We start from the raw sequence: 21,162 nt of genomic DNA, 5'->3' as shown, positions 1-21,162 counted from the left end.
AGTAATTATAGGAAAATTATTAAGTAAGTTACATGAAGTTGAAAAAATGACACTTGCCTGGAATACTTTATAATCAGTAACCCTCAAATAGTACAAGAATGAAAAAACATCTTGCTGTTACATTCTGGGCGCTTTATATGCTCTTTTTTGCAATTCCTTTTCCCATGCTTTTGTATTATAGTATCAATAGTGAATTTGATATAAACACGCTGAACGATAAAGATCCGTGGCTGGCACTAGGTCTTGTTTTACTGTCCATCATTCTGTGGCTGATTCTTTTAATTGGATATTTTAATAAATGGATAATACAGATTTTTATCACAAAGAGAAATTTAGAAAAAATAAAAATTAATGGAGTACATCGCGAAGCAAAAATTTTAAGTGCTGTAAAAACTTCAAAGCCAAATTCAAAATACAACACTTATGTTCTTGAATTATTGTTTAAAAATCTGGCGGATACCGAGATTACACATAAAACAACAGTTACTGATGTTAAACCTCATGAACGCCGTTTTGAAGCCGGAAAAAAAATAGGTTTGTTACTCAATAGAGACATGAAACAGCTTCCGTATTTTATTATTTCTACTACAACAGCAACTATAAATCCATTAAGTTTTGTTTTAAGGATATTAGGCTGGACAGTTTTGACAACAGCAGTAATTGGGTATTATATTTTTTCTTATCAAATCGAAAGCCATGGTATGGGTTGGCGTTTTATGTCTTTTTGGCATCCATTGATTATCTGCCCGATTGTGCTTTTATTCTACCGCTATCTTGTGCAATTTATATTTAGAAAACTAACAGGTTTGAATGATGATTCGGTGTTGATCAAATTTAAGGGTATAAGAACCCAGGCCAAATTAATTAAGGTTAGTCAAACGGGAACCTATATTAATGAACAGCCCATGATGCGTTTTGAACTTGAATACACAGATGGCAAACATCAAGTTCATAACAACAGCTTGAAAAAAGTCATTGGGCTTCTGGAGCTCGATATTACCAAACAAGAACTGATAGAGATTTTTTACCTCCCGGAGAATCCAACACAAATCGCTTTTGCAAGTGATTTAAATAACATAGAATAAAATGAAGAAGTTAATTATTTTAATGATTTGCGGTCCACTGTTTTTAAGTTGTGAGCAGGTATCTAAAAGTATCAACGAAACATTTAAAAAGAATGATACAGTGGTAAATAAAGAATTAGAAAAAACTAATGCTGTGCCGCCGGAAAATACACAACCAGATGTAAATGCCATTATAAAAACGGTACTGGAAACTCATTCGACAATTCTCAAAGAACATCATATTGAAAATGAAGGAGGTAAGGGGGTAGACTTTTTGACAAACGCTGACGCATTAAAGAAAGCAGAAGAAGCACTGCGAAAATTACCTCAATATGCAGGAAAAGAAATCTTTATTTATTCTACGCTGCATTTTTACGATGACGGAACTATTAATGTTACGCTTCAGCATCCTGAAAATCCAAAATATGTTGATGCTTATGAATTTAGAGATAATAAATGGTCTGAACCAAGACCTGTTCAGTTGTCAGTGCGGGATGATGTTCAAAATCGTTTAGTTTCACTCAATAGAATCCCATTTATTAGTGCTGCTAAAGTAACAGATATTTATAATAAAAAAGTGCGGGACATTGAAGGTGCCAAACCTTTAACGAGTGTCTATATTTCAATTTGGGATAATAAAATCAGGTGGTACCCAACGACCATCAATGGCAGCCGTGAAAGATACTCAATACAATTTAATGATGACGGAACATTGAAAACATTCAAACAGGATTAAGGATAAATTTACAAAACATAATAAATCATGCTATGTATGCTCAAAAGCAATATACCTTTGTTCAGGAATCAAGAAATATTCTCTTTGAATATTGCCAGACCATTCGGACTGAAGATTTTATAAATCAAAATTCTTCTTTTGGCAGAGGAGGAAGTATACGAAATCTGTTAGTACATATCGCAAATACATATGAATTATGGATTGCAGAAACTGCCTTGAAAAGAAATGTAACTTATGCTGAATACAAAGCGTATGAAAATATTCAGGATGTAATAAGATTGTTTGCTTATGTTGACCAGTTTATGACTGATTTTTTCGAATTAATGGAAAAATCAGAAAGTGAAATCGAATATGAAAGTAACGGCATAAAAAAAACGGCAGAACCTTTTAAATTATTTTCTCATGTAATTACGCATGAATATCACCATAAAGGACAAATTTTATCTCTTAGCAGGCATTTGGGGTACATTCCGGTAGATACAGATATTATCAGATAAAATTTCTTTAATAAAACTTCAAAATACTTTTTTTTTGCATTATAAAACACGTGTAAATACCTGTAAATAAATAAGTTGTAAATGTTATTTTTGTAAAGAAAAGAACAAATAATTCATTAGAAAAAATAAGTGCAGGCAGGGAGTATTTATTGTACTTACTTCAATTTCAAATAAATTACTAATATAAACTTCTTAGAAAATGGATCAAAAAGTAATTGAGAATAAATATGGATTTGCGATTTTTCCTTCTGTTAAGATAATGGATTATGACATAGATAATAACGGAGAGAAAAAGCTTAAATGGGTCAAACACCTATTGTTTGGAGATTGGATTAAATTAGTTGTCGATGCTGATGGTCAGCCAATCCATGAAATAATTAACGGAGTCGAATATATCAAAGTGAGAGGAAGAGCCAAAAATGGTTTTATCAGGCCTCATGAAATACAACACAATAAAATCTTAGAAGTTAATTTTGTTGATGTTGGGCAAGGAGATGGCTGCCATATTGTTACTCCCGAAGATGATCATTATTTGGTTGATGCGGGTCCATCAGACAATATGTTTCGTTTTTTGAATTGGAGATACAACCTGAAAGAAGAAAAAAACTTTCCTCCACCTATGACTGTCATCATTTCTCACTCGGATGATGATCATTATATGGGGTTTACAAAAATCTTCGAACACATGAAGCAAGGCCGTAAAACATTCTCGATAAAAAAAGTGTATCACAACGGAATGATTGAAAAAACCGGTACAAAAGCTGCCAGTCTGGGTACTTTGATTTCTAATGCTAATAAAGATTATATTACAGACTTGTGCGATACCGAAAATGATTTTCAGCAGAGAATTATTACTGACCCAAAATCAAATGGAAATTATATTAAAATGCTCCTAAAAACTACAGCAGAAAAATTGGGCGTACGCAAAGGATTTGCTTCATTGGGAAGTAAAACTGCTGTTATGGAAATATTAGGTCCTGTTGCAGAAATAATTAATGGGAAGCCCGCATTACCTGTGTTTAAATCCAATAAGGGAAAAACTAAAAATGGACATTCGGTAATCGTAAAACTATCGATAGGAAAAGTAAAACTGTTGTTGGGAGGTGATTTAAATGAAGAAGCTGAAGATCATCTTATAAAGCATTATACTGGTGTTGAACTTCCTCCATTGCGCGCAGAACTAAAATCTAATGTGGAAAAAAACAGAGATATTGCCAAAGCCACTATTAAACAAGCCGTTTTAGATGCCCGAAAAACATTTCAGGCGGATGTTGCAAAATCCTGTCATCACGGATCTTCAGATTTTACAAGCGAGTTTATGGATGCTATTTATCCACTGGCAACAATTATTTCAAGTGGAGATCAGGAACCTCATTGTCATCCACGACCAGATACTTTAGGTACAATAGGTAAGTATAGCCGGGGAGAAAGGTCATTAATATTTTCAACTGAGCTTGCAAGATCTACTCCCGAATTTTTAAAGCTGTCCAATGATACTATTGATGTCAATCCTAAACCTATTTCTAAAGAGCGCCTTGTGACCGTTTACGGAATGATTAACGTACGAACTGATGGTGAAAAAATAATTATTGCGCAAAAACTGGAAGCATCAGCACCACGAGGAAGTTGGGACATTCATGAAATTATTTGGGACAATATTCTGGAAGAATTCGTTTACAATTTTAAATAATCCTAATATAAAACAATTAAAAATTTGGTGTTTAACAAAAAACCTGAAATTATTTTTTTTCTCCATTCACCGGATTAACCCGAACATAACTGCCATCATCAAACTTAATCTGGTAAGGCGAATTAAAGAAAGTACTTGGTAAATAATAATCAGTAGTAATAATTTGTGCTCCGGAACTTTTGGCAGCATTAAAATGTGAATAATCATTGGCCCTTGCTTCTTTGGTATCAGAGTCGGCTCTGGTTCTGATGATGTATCCTTTTTTGACTAAATCGATAATTTCTGCATCTTCCGCATTATTCCTGAACATGGCTGCGGCTTCCGGTTTTCCCGGTTCTGCATTTATAAAAATAGCGCGCCCTTTTAATGACGGATGATTTAAAGCATACAAATCTCTTTTGGTGCTGTTATTATCCAAAATGAACAAAAATTTTCCTTTTCCTTTTTTAAGTGTCGGCCAATTATTGTGCAATACTGCTTCTTCAAGAGTCTTGTATTTTCCTCTCACCATATCCGGCGTAATCAATTTGTCGTTTCCTAATTCTTTGCGGATTACTTTATCTAAAGCATCAAATAATTCAGGAGTAAAATCTTCAGGTTTGGTTCCGCAGAAATTGGCTTCACCGTCTTTTGGTTCCAAAGTAATAAAAACAGGAATGTGATCCGGATTGTCATCTGACCATTTTTTAAGTTCCTGAAGACAGATTTCGAAAGTGTAGCAGGAAGTCCTGAAATCGATATCCGGCATATGAAAAACCTTGAATCCAGGTTTATTCATTAACTCTTTCGGATCATAAATTTCTTTAGATTTTGCAATATCCAATCCTTTTGGGTGTGCGTATTTCCCGCCTTTTGTATCGGCATAAACATCAATTTCCAAATTACGCAATCCTTTATTCAATTGTTCGGTTATGCCAATATGAGTGTACTGCAAACCTTTCAGCGAACGCGAAGTATCTTTTGTCTGGATTAGATTGTATAAATCAGATTCGACAGCATGCCTGTAACTATTATGTGAACCGATAATCTGCAATTGATTTATTTTTAAATTGTCACTTTGGGCATTGGAGTTGGAGGTAATAACTGTTATAATTAAAAATGTTAACAGAATTCGTGTCATAATTTTAATGATTAATATTACATAAAGTAAAGACAGCAGATATGAGAGAAAATTTAGTTTATAAACTAAGAGGAGCATTTAGTTTTTGACTTCAGCTTTTTGAATAAATTTAAGAAAAATTTTGTAATAAATAAATCTAATTATATAAGGATAAAACCATATTTTTTTACAAAATTTATAGTACTAATAAATCTCAATATTATGTTGAAAAAAACCTTTTTTTGTCGCATTCTTCTTGTTGGAAGTAATATTGAGGAAATTGGACATGTAAGCGAATTAATCCATGACAGGATTTTGTCTCCTAAGATAACTGTAACTCCAAGTTTTGAGAATGTTTTCAATATAATATCCTCTTTTAAATTTGATATTATTTTAATAAATATAAATGATGGAGATAACGGTATTGAAATACTGGAATTTATTGATAAGAATGCGGACAGAACAGGAGTAATAGTCATTTCGGACGTTTCTTCAATTTGGGAAATTGTTGATTCGAAAAATAGAGATAGCAGAAATATATTTGACTATTTGCCAAAAAGTGAACTAAGCTCTTTGTTGCTGTTTAAAAGCATCGTTTATATTAATGAAAAAAATAAATTTGACATTAAATTAAAAAGCCTGGAGCGTAAATACAGTAATTTATTTGAAATGAATCCGGTTCCTATGTGGATTTATGATTTAGAGTTTTTAAAATTTTGGCGTGTCAATGATGCTGCTGTCAATAAGTACGGATATACAAAAGAGGAGTTTAAGGAAATGACACTAAAAGATATACGTCCCAAGGAAGATGTAGTAAAGTTGGAAAAAGCTATAAATCAGGTACGGAAACATAAAAAACTCTTCACGAACGGAATTTTCCGGCATAAAAAAAAAGATGGTACAATAATTTTTGTTGAAGTTGTAAGTAATATAATTTATATTGATAAGGCCAAATATGGGCTTGTTCTTGCGAATGATATAACTGAAACCCTGGATTATATTCAGGCAATAGAGGATCAAAATTCTAAGCTGCAGGAAATAGCATTCAATCATTCCCATATAATCAGGGCTCCTCTTACTAATATGATGGGTATATTAAATCTGGTTAGAGAAATGGATCTTAATACTCCGGAAAGTGCCGAATTATTAGACCATCTTTTTACATCCTGTAATCAACTTGATGAGAAAATCACAGAGGTTGTAGAAAAAAGTGCTTCGTATCCTCTTTCTAATGATAAAATATAAAATATTTTTTTATGTCTTTTTATCTTATTGACTGATGTTTTGACTTTTTGAATGTTAGTTGATTATGTTAAATGTAACATGCTTAATGTATTTTCGGTTATAGGTATATAAAACATGGATTTTTCCGTCTGAAGCCTGAATAATTGCCGGATAGCTGAATTCGCCTTCTTTTTGGTTTTCAAGATCAAATAATTTTGTCCAGTGTAATCCGTCTTTTGAATATTCCACGTCTAATATATTTCTGCCATTGAACCAGTCTTTTCCTTGTTTTAGGGGATTATTCACTAATAAAAAAGACTTTTTGGATAAGGTCAGTGCGTCAACACCTGAGTTTGGATTTACCACATTCAGGGTATCGGTATGATCCCAATTTTGTCCGTTATCTTTCGACCAGCTGGTAATTAGTTTATTGTGTTTACTTCGACACAGCATCTGAATAATTTTATCAGAATGAACTAAAAATGTTGGTTGGATAATATCAAAATTTTTATTGTTTTCAATGTTTATTTTGGTCCATTTATCGGTTGCTTCAGTATAAGTTTCAATATGGCTTCTCCACTGATTATTTTCTGTACTTTCTGTGCTGCTTCCGCACAGAATGGTTCCCGGAGTTGTTTCTATGGGTTTGTTTTTAATAGGGCCCAAGATTCCTTCAGGCAGGTATTTGGGGTTGCTCCATGTTGTACCGTTATCATTGGAGGTAATCATGGCACCAAACCATTCTCTAGGATTTTTTCCAACTTTATAGAACAAGTATAATTTTTCGCTTTTACTTTTAAATAATACAGGATTCCAGCATGGTAAAGTATCCCCTTGTTTTATTAAGGACTTAATAATATTTTGAGGCGACGACCATGTTTTTTCTTTATAAGTCGAAAAATAAATCCCTACATCTTTAGCGCCTTCATGTTTTCCGCCAAACCAGGCAGCCATAAGCTGGTTAGGCTTGATTTCAACAAGAGTTGCGGCGTGGCTGTTGTTCGTTATTGGTTCGTCAGAAATATAACTTTGAGTGATATTGGCTGCTTTTGGTTTTTTTTCTGGCACGGAAGCACAGGAGAAACACACTAAAGCTAATAATACCAATGGATAATTTAATTTAAAAATCATTATTAGTTGTAAAAGTTGATATGATGGTAGATAGTGATTAATACTGTAATGAATATTATTTTTTATCTGAGCTATTTAATTTTCCGACAAGTACTCCTGAAATATTCCAGTGATTAGTACTGGGGCCTTCATTAGGACCTTGTTCAATAACAACTTCCAGGACATGTTTCCCTTTTTTAAACTTAGTTAAGGGGATAATATAAGGAGAAGTCAACATTCCAGGACACCAGTTAGACCGGCTTAAATCACTGGAAGAGAGGCCGTCAGGGAAATTTCCTGATGCCGGGTTAGATAAACGATACGATGCACAATCTGTTCTCCAGGGTATAATTTTAAATACTTCTTCGCCATCAACAAATAATTTGTTCATTCTGGGAGTAAATTCATCTCCATTATCCCAGCCTCCATGACCCGTAGTGGTGTACAAAAGCTGTAAATTTTCAATATTTTCCTCAATTTCAAAATCTACTTTCAAAGTATCATTAGCAAAAAGTCCTCCATAGTTTTGTCCTGACATTTCCAGGGTATTTACAGTTGAGAACAATGGTGCTATGTATCTTTTTTTAGTAGTATTCTCGTTTTTATTCATCGAAGGATAAGAATCCAGCTCGAGACTTATTATGTGACCACCTGCATCATAATTACCAATAAAGACACCAATCCAAATTTCATCTTCATCTGTTGGAATCAAAGAAGTTACGTCTTCTTTATAAACGACATTTTCAGCCCAGTTATAATTATTTATTTTCCTCTTATCATTAAAATAATTAACTCCGAATGGCGTAAAAAAGCTTAATATTTCAATTGAAGGAGAGTACTCTTTTTCTTTTACTATTCCCTGGTATTTATTTTGTTTATTGTCTGTGTAGACCGGCAACTTTTCTAAACCATACAAATAAGCGTCTAATGGTGTAGCTATTATTCCTTTTTTCTTCGTCGGAATAATAAACACGGAACCAGTTCGATCATAAGCATCTCCATTAGATTTACAGGTTAGTTTTGCGAAAATGGCGCTGCTGTTTTTTAATTCCTGTGTAACTTTTATTTTTTTGAGAATTACGCTTCCTTTAGAAAAATGGTAAACCTTGTCTGTAATAAGGTCTTTTTCCTTTGGAATTACAGAATTAGGGTCAAAGTTTATAACTTCATTCTCAAAAATATGCAATTTATTATATCTGGAATTAATGATGATTTCTTCAAATTCTGACTTATCAACCAGTACTGTTTTGTCATCATAATTAACTGATGGTTTATAATTTTTAACTTTCGTTATAGAATTGGCTGTCAAAGTTTGATTCCCATTATAAACCAATTGAAGAACAAGTGCATTTTTATTTGGCAAAAAATTACTATTGGGAGTTCCTTTAGCCACAGCCTTTTCAGTATACCAGACATCAATTTTATTTGAGAAATAAGAAAAAGAAACATGCTTGCAATCATAGCCCAGTATGACACGAGTATCATTTTCTTTTTTAGGAACAGGCAAGCTGTCAAAAGGAATTACTTTTTTAAATACTTTCCCTTCATAATTAATTGTGCTAATATTACAATTATTTCTTAAATCAGCGTATTGCTGAACCTTATCCTCTGGTTTTGACAAAAAAACCATTTGATTTTGAAAATAAATGAATATTTTCTCATTTGTTTTTTTTCCATTGCTATATTGATCATAATTAATTTTAAACGCCTCTGATTTATTTTGAGCAGCAAGAATCAAAGGAAAAAAAACTACTATAAATTTAAAAATTCTCATACTCTGTTTTTTATAATTTTAAGTTTCATTGTATTTTATCAAATTACGTCACAAAAATCCGCTGCAAATTCAAATCCACTTAAAACAATCATTTATTTGTTACTTATTTTTTTCATAAACAGGATTAAAGGACAAGTTTATCCAGGCTATAAATCCAAAAACAAGGAAAAGTCCGGCTATAATTATAATGGATATTAATATGTTATCGCTGTTTTGACAAAATAATATATTGCTGTTGGCCATAATTTTATTATTTAAATGTTATATAAAACAAAAGGAGAGTGTTACCTCTCCTTTTGCTGTTCTAAGTAACGAATCTCTTTGTATTTAATTATTTTTCTTATTAATACATCGAATGTTGTTTCTATATTTAACCTTAATTATTACTTTATATCCCAGAATATTTTGGTACTTAAATTATCATTTGCTTTAACAGCATTATAATTATCCGTATTATAAACACTCTCTGAAGTTGGATATGTCCAACGTGTTGGCGGTGTTTTTCTCACACTGCTTGTTTCATCATCACGGAATGGTAACGCAGGAAGTTTCAATCTTCTTTGTTCCGCCCAGGATTCATCAACTTGCATCATATTGTAGTGAATGTACTTTTGGAAAGCAATCAACTGCAATTGATCTGCAGGCGTTGCAGCTCCGGCAAAGTTTATAGCAGCAATATAAGCGTCAACTTGAAGTGTTGTAGGCTCTGCAGCTGGTTTCCAAGTAGTGTCATCAGCTTTATCACCTAATCTTACATAATATTCAACTGATTGTCTGATAGCTTTCTCAAAATAAGTTTTTGCCGAACCAGCATTACCAGTTCTTGAATAGTACTCCGCAAGAATCAAGTTTACCTCTGCAGCATTGATCAATGTTCCCGGCAACCAATCATTTCTACTGATTACAGAGCGATTGTAGGTCGAAATTTTACCATCGGTTATTAACTGATCCTGAACTGTTGATGCCAACATTGGATCAAGTCCTGTATAAACACCAGGAGTATTAACTGCTGCTTCAAACAGCCAGGGCTTACGAGGATCATTATTCGCATTCATGTGATCAATCATTGGTTTTGGGGCAATGTTGTTTCCTCCCTCCATAGCATCAATAAATCCGGAAGTATCCAAATCACCATCCTGAGTATAAACTTTGAAAGCAATATTTTCAGAATTTTCATCTACAATTTGCCCATCAGCAATGATTGCTGCCATTTCAGTATTTGCTCTTGTTGCAAAAGCAGGAACTGCAGAAACTCTGTTTAGCATTTTTAAACGCAGGGAATTGCAATAGTTTTTCCAACTTACCAAGTTTCCTTTATTGATCAAATCCTGATTTTTGAATTCTAATGTCACACCAGCAGACAAAGTAATCGAATTTAATTCAGCAGAAAAAGCTTTCAATTGATCCAGCATCATAGTATATAGTTCAGTTTGATTATCATACTTTGCTGATGCAGCAGCATAATTACCTCCTGTTGAACTAATTTTACCTGCTTCAGAGAAAGGAATGTCTCCAAAGTTATCAATCATCTTTTGAGTATGATCGTATAAATAAATAGTTGAAGTAATGGTATAGATTCTGTTTTCAGCCTGCATAGCAGCAGGCAAAGAAGCCATCACTTTTTCCAACTCTCTATATTGGGCAATAAATTTATAAAATCTATCCCATCTATAAACTGTTGCAGCTCCAGAAACGTAGCGGCCGGATGTGTTTGTAAATCCATGCCCCTGAGTGTACGTGAGAGAAGTAGATCTTAGAACCGGAAAATAATTCCAATAGGAAGGAATTACATCCTCAAAGTTACTTTTCATAAATCCGGCAAACTGTTTAGGTACGGTAGTTGTTTCAACCGTGGACGGATTTGTATACGCATCTGCAAAATCATCTTTAGAACAAGAATTTAAAAAAACAACTGCAGTTGTTAGCGATATATATAATAATTTTCTCATGTTATGTTTTTTAAAATTATGAAATACCAAATTAAAAAGATGCTCTCAACATACATCCAATACTTCTGGTAGCTGGATTCGTTCCCGCATTGCTTATATTTTGAGACCATTTAGAGCCTGCAGTAGTTGCCTCAGGATCCATATCCTTAATTGATCTGTAGATAAAGAACAAATTACGGCCATAAGCAGAAAAACTAACTTTAGAAGCACCCATTTTACTAGCCCAGGAAACGGGCAAATTATAAGATAAGGATATTTCTCTCAATTTTATATAGTTATTTTCTTTAATATACAATTCATAACGTGAGCTGCTGTATTGAGGGCCTCCCCAGTTATAAGTCATGTTATAGTAACCTGCCTGGGAGATTACGTTAGTATTTGCTGTACCATCTGTTGTCACACCATTCATTAGCATACCGTCACGATATAATGTTTGACCACCTGGTCCATTTGTAGAACTATTAGGAACCTGAACCCCCTTACCATTACCATCTATATAATAAGTCAGACCACCACGATCATTAGTACTGTAGTTCAAACTTTCTTCAGTCAATCCTCTTGAAGTCATCCAATTAACTCCTGTCGGCATCAAATAACCTCCATAAGAATAATCAATATTAACATCTAATGTTAAATTTTTATAAGCGAATGAGTTCAACAGACCTCCCACACCCTGAGGCATAGCAGTACCATATTTTTCCCATTTATCTCCATCAATCATATAAAACCCATCAGAGTCAACCATCTTATTACCACTGGCATCTGTCTTAAGAGGATGTGCATAAATGCCTCCCATTGGATCACCTACTACTGATTTTAATTGAGCAGCAGACCCATCAAAGTCAGCATGTAATAATTCAGATGCACCGTTAGCCAATTTCACAACTTTGTTTATATTTTTGGCCCAGTTCAAAGTAACGTCCCAGGAAAAAGTTGCAGTTTTTATTGGAGTACCAGTCAAAGCAATTTCAAATCCCTGATTGCTCAATTCCCCAACATTCGCTAAGATTGATGATGCCCCTGTTGTAGGTGCCAATGTCAAATCTAAAATTTGATCATAAACGTGTGCATTATAGTACGAAAAATCTAAACCTAACCTTCTGGCAAAGAATTTGGTTTCAAAACCTAATTCATATTCGTTTTTCATCTCAGGTTTTATTCCTTCATTACCATATTTATCCATAGAATTTGTAATCAACACCGGAGTAGTTGTTCCCTGATTACCCAATGTAGTTTGATTGAAAGCTACGTTAGCCTTATACATCTCCGGGTAGTTACCCACAATTCCCCAGGAAGCACGTAGTTTTGCATAACTGATTACTTCTGGTAATGTAACCGCTTCAGACAATACGAAAGATGAGTTTACAGAAGGATACGTAAATGCATTATTATTAGGATTCATAGTAGAAGTACGATCCCTTCTTACTGTTCCTTCAAGGAATAAGTAGTTTTTGTAGTTACCGTTCGCAGTTGCAAATACAGCGTCTTTTACAACTTCATATTTTGTATCAGTACTTTTTGGAGTGTTTACTGAAGCATTCATATTATACCAGCCTTCAACACTCAAACCACCATCAGTAAATCTTGATAAAGTGGATCCGGTTTCTTTTGTTGCAGTATAACCAGCTGTAGCACCAATTTCGAAAGCTTCATTAATTTTTTTGTTGTAAGTCAACATCACATCACCATAAAGAATATTATAATCTTTAGCATCCATTTGATAAGAACCGGGACCAAATCCATAAACCAAAGGCTTTTCAACCGGATTTTTAGTTTCAATATTTACTGAAGTTAAATCAGTAGAAGCACGACCACGTAATTTCAAATCTTTATAAATAGTATATGTTTCAGTAACACTGGCAATCAGACGATTTGTAATTTCGTCTTGTTGATTTGCATTTGTATTCCAAAAATAATCAGCAACATCTGGTTTAAAGCCATTACGGATAATATTTTCCCCTGGAGTCAAACTTTGATTTGTACCGGTAACATATTTGTATCCTAAACTGGTTCGGTATTTATCTCTATACCAATCACCATTATCAAAAGGGCTTATCATACCTGTAAAGTTATTTATCAATCGATCCATACCAATAGTACGGTTATGAACATTTTGATTCATATAACTCACGATCACATCAGTTTTCAAATTTTCACCAGTTTTGAAAGATGCATTCAGGTTCAGTGTATTTTTTTTATTCATGTTACCCATACTCAGACCTTGTGATTCATTGTGTGTGTAAGAAAAACGAATACTGCTATTGTCAGTATTGTTAGAAAGCGCGATGTTTGTTACTCCATCCCATGAATCCTGGAACATATTTTTGTATCCGTCTTTTTGAGCCGAATAAGGACGAACAACTCCATCCCATGACATAACTGGCTGACCATCGAACCAAGGACCAAAGTTATTACTGCTATTTGAAACACCTCTGGTATCAGCAACTCCATCACCATTTGTATCATAATGGGCGAAACCATCGGGTGCTAAGTATCCTGAGGAATAATTTGCATTTGTCCAACCTGGACCTCTTTCATATTGAAATCTTGGCAAGTATGCAATTTTGTTACTTGCATAACTGGTACTGAAATCTACACCAAATCCTTTTTTTCCTTTACCAGATTTAGATGTAATCAATACAACCCCATTTACAGCCTCAGAACCATATAATGCAGCAGCCGAAGCTCCTTTAAGGATAGAGATATTCTCAATGTCTTCAGGATTGATATCCGCCAGACCATTGCTTCTAATACGCTGATCAGTCCAATAATCATTATTCGTAGCTGCTCCATCGCGAATTGGCACACCATCTAAAACAATAAGTGGTTGGTTTTTACCTGTGATAGAGTTAATTCCACGAATCTGGATATTGATGTTTCCAGCTCCCCCCGGAGTAGAAGTGATACGAACCCCCGGTGCTTTACCATACAAAGCGTTAGCAATGGTAGGTGAACCTGTCTTAACGATTGCGTCAGACTTAATCATACTGGTAGCATATCCTATAGACTTTCTCTCTCTATTAATACCTAACGCAGTTACAACAACTTCCCCTAATTGCTGGTTGTTGGCACCTAAAGCTACATTGATTGTCGTTAATCCTGCAACAGGAATTTCTTTAGTAGCAGTTCCTACATAAGAAAATACCAAAATAGCTGATTGATTTGCAACAGTAATACTGTATTTACCATCAAAATCTGATGATGTACTGCTTTTTGTCCCTTTAACAACAACATTTGCTCCCGGGATTGGCATTCCGTCACCGCCTGTGATTGTTCCTGTTATTGTTGATGTTTGAGCCTGAAGAGTCTGAAATCCTAACAAGCAAAACAAAAACAATAATTTTAGTACGTTTTGATTCATAGTTTAATTGTTTGTGAGTTAATAACATGTTAAATTTAGGCATCCATTTGTTAATTAAATCATTATTTCGACAAATGACAATTTTGAAAAGGTGTAGGGTAATTTTTTTATTTTAAAATGTATTTTTAGAATTAAAATCCTTACTTTTCCAACGGTAACGCCTTATTAACTCACAGCAATTATTATTTTTTTAGAATATTATCTGTTTTATACTTAAAAACATAAATTATCTGTTTTTGGAATCAATTTACAACCCTGAAGTTTAATTTTTGCAAATCAACAGAGTTTCCTCCAACCAGAACTTCAAAGTCGCCGGGCTCAACAACTCTTTTCATTTCTCTGTTCCACAAACTTAATTCTTCCGGCGTCAATATAAATTCTACCTGTTTTGTTTCGTCTTTTTTAATAAATATTCTTTTAAAACCTTTCAAAGTTTTCTTTGGAGTAGTTACGCTGCTGTAAACATCGTTTATATACAATTGTACCACTTCATCACCATCATAATTTCCTGTGTTTTTAACATCGACACTAACTTTCAGTTCTCCATCAGGTTTAATTTCTTTGGTGCTCAGGTTAAAATTTGAATATTCGAACTTTGTATAACTCAAGCCATATCCGAAAGTATATAATGGATTTTCACTTTCAGAAACATATCTGTGTATTGCCGAAGGTTTCTGATTGTAATATATAGGTAACTGCCCCACGGATTTAGGAAATGTAACAGGAAGTCTTCCTCCAGGGTTATAATCTCCAAATAAAACATCGGCAACTGCTTTTCCACCTGCTTCACCTGGAAACCAGCCTTCTACAATAGCCGGAATATTTTCGCTGATCCAGTTTACCGAAAGCGGACGGCCATTTAGCAATACACAAACTACCGGAGTTCCTGTTTTCTGAATAGCTTCAATAAGCTCCTGCTGCATGCCGTGTAAATCTAAAGTAGCAACATCTCTGTTTTCTTCAACCAATTCATTGGATTCTCCTAAAACGACAATCGCAACATCTGCTTTTTTGGCAGCATCTATTGCAGGTTGTAAATTCACTCTTTCTAAATTCCAACGTAAGTGAGCTCTTGCTCCCCAGCCTCCTTCCCACATCTCAATGCGGACTTTATATTTCTTTCCGGCTTCAATTTTTTTAGGTGTTGTAACCATATTAGTGGCTCCTTTTGTCCAGTTGTCAATCACCAGCTGATCGTCAATCCACATTCTGATTCCGTCATCAGAACTTAAGCCCAACCAGCCGTCAAATGCTTTTTCTGATTTTATAAAACCCGTCCAGCGAATAGAAAAATCATCATCTGCAACACCATCTCCGGGAGACCATGGCCAATCGAATTCTAATTGGCTGTCAATACGGGTCAGGGCAGGGGTTCCTTCTAAATTTCTATTGTTGAAATATTCTCCTTTTAGCCCGTTTTGAGATTCATCCGGAGTAAATAAATAAGCTTTCGGAATAACCTGTCCCATCACGATCAATGGCACGCCTTCTTCATAAAGTACATTCGTTTTTGCACCCACAACTTGCTTTATACCTTCCAGAACAGTGGTGCCTGTTTTATTTTTTACTGAATATCCGCCTAATCTTGAGGCATTGGCGTTTGGACCAATAACAGCAATTGTTTTGATATCCTTTTTTAAAGGCAAAATATTGTTTTCATTTTTTAATAAAACAATAGATTTTCGTCCGGCTTCTAATGCTAAATCCTGATTTTCCTTAGAATGGAAACGCTTTTTTATCAGATTTTTATCAGTATACGGATTTTCAAATAAACCCAATAAAAATTTAAGTCTTAAAACTCCTCCCGCAGCACGGTCTATTTGCTCTATTGTTAGTTTTTTTTCATTCACCAAATCGATAATCGTTTGTTGCCAAAAATCATTTGTGAAATCATAAAATTGCATATCAACTCCGGCAGCAATTGCAGTTCTGATGCTTTCTTTTGGAGAGTCCGTAACATAATGAGTTGTTTGAAGGTATTTGACAGCTCCCAAATCTGAAACCACAATTCCTTTGAAACCCCATTCTTTTCTCAAGACATCAGTTAATAACCAATGATTTGCCGCACACGGAATCCCGTCTAATTCTGAGTAAGCACACATTGTTCCTAAAGCGCCGCCTTTTCTAAATGCTTTTTCAAATGATGGTAAAAAATCCTGACGTGCAGAACGTTCTCCAACCAAAACGGGAGATGAATTTCCTCCGGCCTGCGGAATACCGTGTACTGCAAAGTGTTTTGGTTCTGCAATAATTGAGCGATCTGATTTTAAATTTTCACCCTGCATTCCTTTTATCATTGCCAGACCAATTTCGCTGTTCAGATAAACATCTTCACCAAATGTCTCGGCAACTCTTCCCCAACGTGGCTCAAGGCCAACATCAAGATTTGGACCTAAACCAAAATGAACTCCATGGGCTCTGGCTTCAGTCCCGATTACTTTCCCTACCTTTTCCATAAGTGTGGTGTCCCAGGTTGAACCTAATCCGATACTCATAGGGAAAGCTGTACTGCCATCATCTAAATATCCGTGAAGCATCTCACACATAATCAATGCCGGAATGCCCCATTTATTCTTTTTAATAACTTCACTCTGAAGATCATTGATCATTTTTGCCGAACGCGGATAAATATCATGGATGGCCCCAATTCCGAGATTTCCGATTTTTGCATCAGATTTGGTTTTAGAAAAATCTTCTTTATCTTTAAAATACTCGCCTTTGTACATATCCATCTGACGTACTTTTTCCTCCAGGCTCATTCGGCTTAACAAGTCTTTTACTCTGTCTTCAACAGGCATTTTAGCATCTTGGTATGGATATTTTTTTTGCGCTGAGGTTTGGTTAAAAAAACCTAAAGCCATTACGAAAATAATGGCTGTCTTTTTCATTCTTAATCTTAACATAATCGTGTTTTTTAATTTTGAATCACTTTCAGTGTTTTTCCATTCACAAAATCTTCATGAGAAATAAAAAAACTATTAACCGTTTTTCCGTCTAATTCAATTTTATTGATTTTGCCATCATTATTTTTTTCTCGTTCAATTACAATACTTTTATTTTTATAGTATTTAGAATCTAATTGAATCGTTATTTTGTCAAACATTGGGGTAGTAATCGTGTAAATTGGATCTCCGGGAGATATCGGGTAAATTCCCGTCATTGAATATACTAACCAGGCAGACATAGTTCCGGTGTCGTCATTTCCCGGCAACCCTTTTGGTTTGTTCTGAAAATATTCTTTTACCAGTTTTTTAACCATTTCCTGGCTTCTCCATTCATCTCCTTTGATGTAATTAAACAAATAAGGATAAGCAATATCAGGCTCGTTTGCCATGTCAAATTGTTTGCTATCGAATATTTTTTGCAGCTGATTTGAAAAGCCTTTATCACCGCCCATTAATTTTATGAGTCCTTTGATATCATGCGGTACCATAAAAGCATATTGCCATGCATTCCCTTCTATAAAACCAACGTTTTCTTCAAAATTCGCTCCGGATACAGGGTCAAATGGTTCATACCATTTTCCGTCTGCAGTTCTTGGACGAAGTAATTTTAAATTTTTATCATATAATTTTCGGTAGGAAAGTGAACGATTTTTAAAGCGTTCTGAATCGGCTGTTTTTCCTAACGCTTTCGCTAAAAGTGAAATAGAATAATCAGATGCGTTATATTCCTGTGTTGTAGAAACGGGTCCGCGATCATTGGTTGTTAAAAAGCCTTTTTCGATATAATCTTTAAGTCCCGGACGTAATGGATTATTTTCGGTTTGATCAGCTCCTTTCAACATCGCTTTATATGCTTTTTGAACATCAAAATCACGAATTCCTTTGAGGTAAGTATCAGCAATAACAATACTTGCAGGATCGCCAACCATCGTAAATGTTTCTGTAGAATTTAATTCCCATTTTGGTAACCAGCCATTTTCATCATACATTTCCAGCATACTTTTGACCATATTTGATTGTTGCTGTGGATATACCAATGACATTAACGGATGTAAATTTCTATAGGTATCCCAAAGTGAAAAAACAGTGTAACGCGTTCCGTCTGTTTTACCAATTCTACTTCTCTTTATTTCAGGATATTCTCCGTTGATATCATTTAGCGTATTTGGATGAATCAGCGTGTGATATAAAGCGGTATAAAAAATAGTTTTCTCTTCTTTTGATCCGCCTTCCACCAAAATCTTCGAAAGTGCTGTGTTCCATTCGTTGTAGGTTTCTTTATAAACGTCATCGAATGATTTGTTTCCGGTTTCTTTTTCTAAGTTCTCACGTGCATTTACGATGCTTACGTACGAAACTCCAATTTTAACTTCAACAGTTTCTGCTTTGTCAAACTGATAGGAAAAATAAGTTCCGATGCTGTCGCCAACAACCGTTTTGATGGTATTATCCATGATTCTGGTTTTGTCGTTATACGTCATCCATTGTGCTTCCGTGCCTTCATATTTTGATGGTTTTTTCCAAACCCCAAACTTGTTGGCAGGTTTAGAAAATTTCGCCACAAAATATACCGGATATGCATCTTCCGGACTGTTGTAACAAAACGAACCAACGCTTCTCATTCCTTCAATTTCAGATGAAGAAACCACTTTTACCATAGCGCCTTCTTCATTTGTCAAACCTAAACCAAGGTTTAATAAAATATTAGATTCTCCTTTCGGGAAAGTAAATTTGCTTACACCAACTCGTTTAGATGCTGTAAATTCTCCTTTGATATTATACTTATCAATGTTTACGCTGTAATAAGCTGTTTTTGCAATTTCGTTTGAATAAACAGAACCATATTTCAAATGATTGGTTTCTACAGCTCCGGTAGTTGGCATCAATAAAATAACACCCAACTCAGGACAGCCAACGCCACTTAAATTTACCTGACTGAAACCTGTTAAAAATGTATTTTCGTTTACATATGGATTAGATAACCATCGGCTGTCTTTTTCTAAAGGTAAGTTTTGAGGACCGGCAACGTTAAACGGACTGATACTCGCCATTCCTCTTGGCGCAATAGGTCCGGGGAATGTAGCTCCGTAATTAGATGTTCCTATAAACGGATTCACATAATCAGCCGGCTGTTGTGCAAAAATAGTTACGCTAAAAAACAGCATGCAAAATAAACATGCTGTTTGTATTGTTATCCTTTTACTTAAAACCATATACTAATTTCTATCTGTTAACAGCTTCAATTTTTAATGTCCAGGCTTCTTTTGCCGGTAAATTATTTCGCAAACTTTCCGGAACTATAACTTTAAAACCTTCTGTTTCTTTTGTCCACTTCAATGCTGTTTTAGAGCCTAACATGGTGATTTTTGCCCCTTTTTTAGGGTTGATCGATTTTACTACAACTTCTGCAGGAATCTTAGTTTCTCCTTCTTTGGCCAAATAAAACAAGAAAACATTTCCTTCTTTATTTTGAGTCATACAAATGTTGTTCTCTTTGTAAGGAGCAATTGGTTTTGTATTATAAATTGCCGTGCTGTTTACTTTCATCCAGTCTCCGTAGGCTGTCAATAAATCATAAGCGCCCTGCTGCCATTCACCTTCCGGACTTGGAGCTACATTCAATAATAAATTTCCGCCTTTGGCCACAACATCAATAAGCATGTGAATACCTTCTCTGCCTGTTAAATATTTGGCATCAGGAGTATATGACCAGCCTCCGCCGGAAGTAATACAAGATTCCCAGGGATAAGGTAATGTTTTTTCAGGAACCCTATTTTCCGGAGTTAAGTAGTTTTGGTTTTTACCGTGAACTGCTCTGTCAACTACAATTAAACCGGGTTGTTTTTGGCGTGCTTCTACAACCAATTCATCCATTTTAACGTCTTGTTCAACCACTCTGTGTTTGATAAATCCGTTTTTTGATTCATTTTCTGTAAATTTCTCCTTGTAGTTTTCTTTAATATTTTGCTGGTCTCTTTTTCTTACCCATCCGCCATCTAACCACAAAATATCAACTTTACCGTAATCTGTCAATAATTCTAAAATTTGGTTGTGTGTAAAATCTACATATTTTTTCCATTTCTCAGGATATAATGTCGGATCATAATTTACATTTCTGTCAAAAGGAGGGAAGTAAGGATCCCAGTAATTTTCGTTATGCCAGTCAGGTTTGGAGAAATAAGCCCCAATCATTAAGTTTTCATTTCTAAAGGCATTAAAAACTTCTTTAGCAATATTTGATTTAGGATTTGTGCTGAAAGGACAATCTTTGTCAGTTACTTTATAATCTGAATATTTGGTGTCAAACATATTAAAACCATCATGATGTTTCGTGGTAAAAACCATGTATTTCATTCCGGCATATTTTGCTGCTTTTGCCCATTTTGCAGGGTCAAATTTTACAGGATTGAATGTTTTTTTTAAACCTTCATATTCTTTTACATATTCATTGTAATTGCCTGGATTACTTCCTTTTTTGCGTTCACACCATCCATAATCTTCCGGGCATATTGACCAGGATTCTACAATTCCCCATTGACTGTAAGTTCCCCAGTGCATTAACAAACCAAATTTTTTGCCCTGCCATTCCTCTAAATTTTTTAAAACCAACGGATCTGTTTCCGGAACATATCTTTCATCTTCATAAATGGCTTGAGAAAACATTTGAACTGAAAATAAAATGGCGATTATAAATATTCCTCTTTTCATTTTTA

13 protein-coding genes are annotated in these 21,162 nt (G+C 34.7%); 5 read left to right on the top strand and 8 right to left on the bottom strand.

Annotation, left to right across the window (positions count from 1 at the left end):
• Window positions 1-98 precede the first annotated feature (98 nt).
• The 4 genes from ACEN92_RS08200 to ACEN92_RS08185 all read left to right on the top strand — a co-directional run bounded on the left by ACEN92_RS08200 (window position 99) and on the right by ACEN92_RS08185 (window position 3,987).
• Window positions 99-1,085, top strand: coding sequence for a hypothetical protein (locus ACEN92_RS08200; RefSeq protein ID WP_495641886.1), 987 nt, complete (start codon window positions 99-101; stop codon window positions 1,083-1,085).
• A 1-nt stretch (window position 1,086) separates the two neighbouring features.
• Window positions 1,087-1,800, top strand: coding sequence for a hypothetical protein (locus ACEN92_RS08195; RefSeq protein WP_495641885.1), 714 nt, complete (start codon window positions 1,087-1,089; stop codon window positions 1,798-1,800).
• Between the two features lie 32 nt (window positions 1,801-1,832).
• Entirely contained in the window at window positions 1,833-2,297 is a 465-nt protein-coding gene (locus tag ACEN92_RS08190) for a DinB family protein (protein WP_495641884.1), read from the top strand.
• Between the two features lie 199 nt (window positions 2,298-2,496).
• Window positions 2,497-3,987, top strand: coding sequence for a ComEC/Rec2 family competence protein (locus tag ACEN92_RS08185; protein ID WP_495641883.1), 1,491 nt, complete (start codon window positions 2,497-2,499; stop codon window positions 3,985-3,987).
• A 49-nt stretch (window positions 3,988-4,036) separates the two neighbouring features.
• Here ACEN92_RS08185 and ACEN92_RS08180 read toward each other — a convergent pair whose 3' ends face one another.
• Entirely contained in the window at window positions 4,037-5,107 is a 1,071-nt protein-coding gene (locus ACEN92_RS08180) for a phosphatidylinositol-specific phospholipase C1-like protein (RefSeq protein ID WP_495641882.1), read from the bottom strand.
• Window positions 5,108-5,308: 201 nt separating this feature from the next.
• Between ACEN92_RS08180 and ACEN92_RS08175 the strand changes: the two genes are divergently transcribed.
• Entirely contained in the window at window positions 5,309-6,331 is a 1,023-nt protein-coding gene (locus ACEN92_RS08175) for a PAS domain S-box protein (protein WP_495641881.1), read from the top strand.
• A 54-nt stretch (window positions 6,332-6,385) separates the two neighbouring features.
• On the opposite strand, the gene ACEN92_RS08170 is transcribed toward ACEN92_RS08175, so the two are convergent.
• From ACEN92_RS08170 to ACEN92_RS08140, 7 genes are all read right to left on the bottom strand, one after another.
• Window positions 6,386-7,441, bottom strand: a complete 1,056-nt coding sequence (locus ACEN92_RS08170) for a sialidase family protein (RefSeq protein ID WP_495641880.1) — start codon at window positions 7,439-7,441, stop codon at window positions 6,386-6,388.
• 55 nt (window positions 7,442-7,496) lie between these two features.
• The gene (locus ACEN92_RS08165) at window positions 7,497-9,194 is read right to left on the bottom strand and encodes a PNGase F N-terminal domain-containing protein (protein WP_495641879.1); all 1,698 of its coding nucleotides are present in this window, start codon (window positions 9,192-9,194) and stop codon (window positions 7,497-7,499) included.
• A 383-nt stretch (window positions 9,195-9,577) separates the two neighbouring features.
• Complete coding sequence (locus tag ACEN92_RS08160; RefSeq protein ID WP_495641878.1) at window positions 9,578-11,143, bottom strand: SusD/RagB family nutrient-binding outer membrane lipoprotein; 1,566 nt, start codon at window positions 11,141-11,143, stop codon at window positions 9,578-9,580.
• Window positions 11,144-11,174: 31 nt separating this feature from the next.
• Window positions 11,175-14,504, bottom strand: a complete 3,330-nt coding sequence (locus ACEN92_RS08155; RefSeq protein ID WP_495641877.1) for a SusC/RagA family TonB-linked outer membrane protein — start codon at window positions 14,502-14,504, stop codon at window positions 11,175-11,177.
• 242 nt (window positions 14,505-14,746) lie between these two features.
• Window positions 14,747-17,407, bottom strand: coding sequence for a glycoside hydrolase family 3 C-terminal domain-containing protein (locus tag ACEN92_RS08150; RefSeq protein WP_495641876.1), 2,661 nt, complete (start codon window positions 17,405-17,407; stop codon window positions 14,747-14,749).
• 11 nt (window positions 17,408-17,418) lie between these two features.
• Entirely contained in the window at window positions 17,419-19,614 is a 2,196-nt protein-coding gene (locus ACEN92_RS08145; RefSeq protein WP_495641875.1) for a GH92 family glycosyl hydrolase, read from the bottom strand.
• Window positions 19,615-19,672: 58 nt separating this feature from the next.
• The gene (locus tag ACEN92_RS08140) at window positions 19,673-21,157 is read right to left on the bottom strand and encodes an alpha-L-fucosidase (protein ID WP_495641874.1); all 1,485 of its coding nucleotides are present in this window, start codon (window positions 21,155-21,157) and stop codon (window positions 19,673-19,675) included.
• Window positions 21,158-21,162: the final 5 nt, after the last annotated feature.

Source organism: Flavobacterium sp. Flavsp81 (assembly GCF_059491325.1).
Note: the sequence above shows the minus strand (reverse complement) of the source record. Positions and strands in the feature narration are given on the sequence as shown.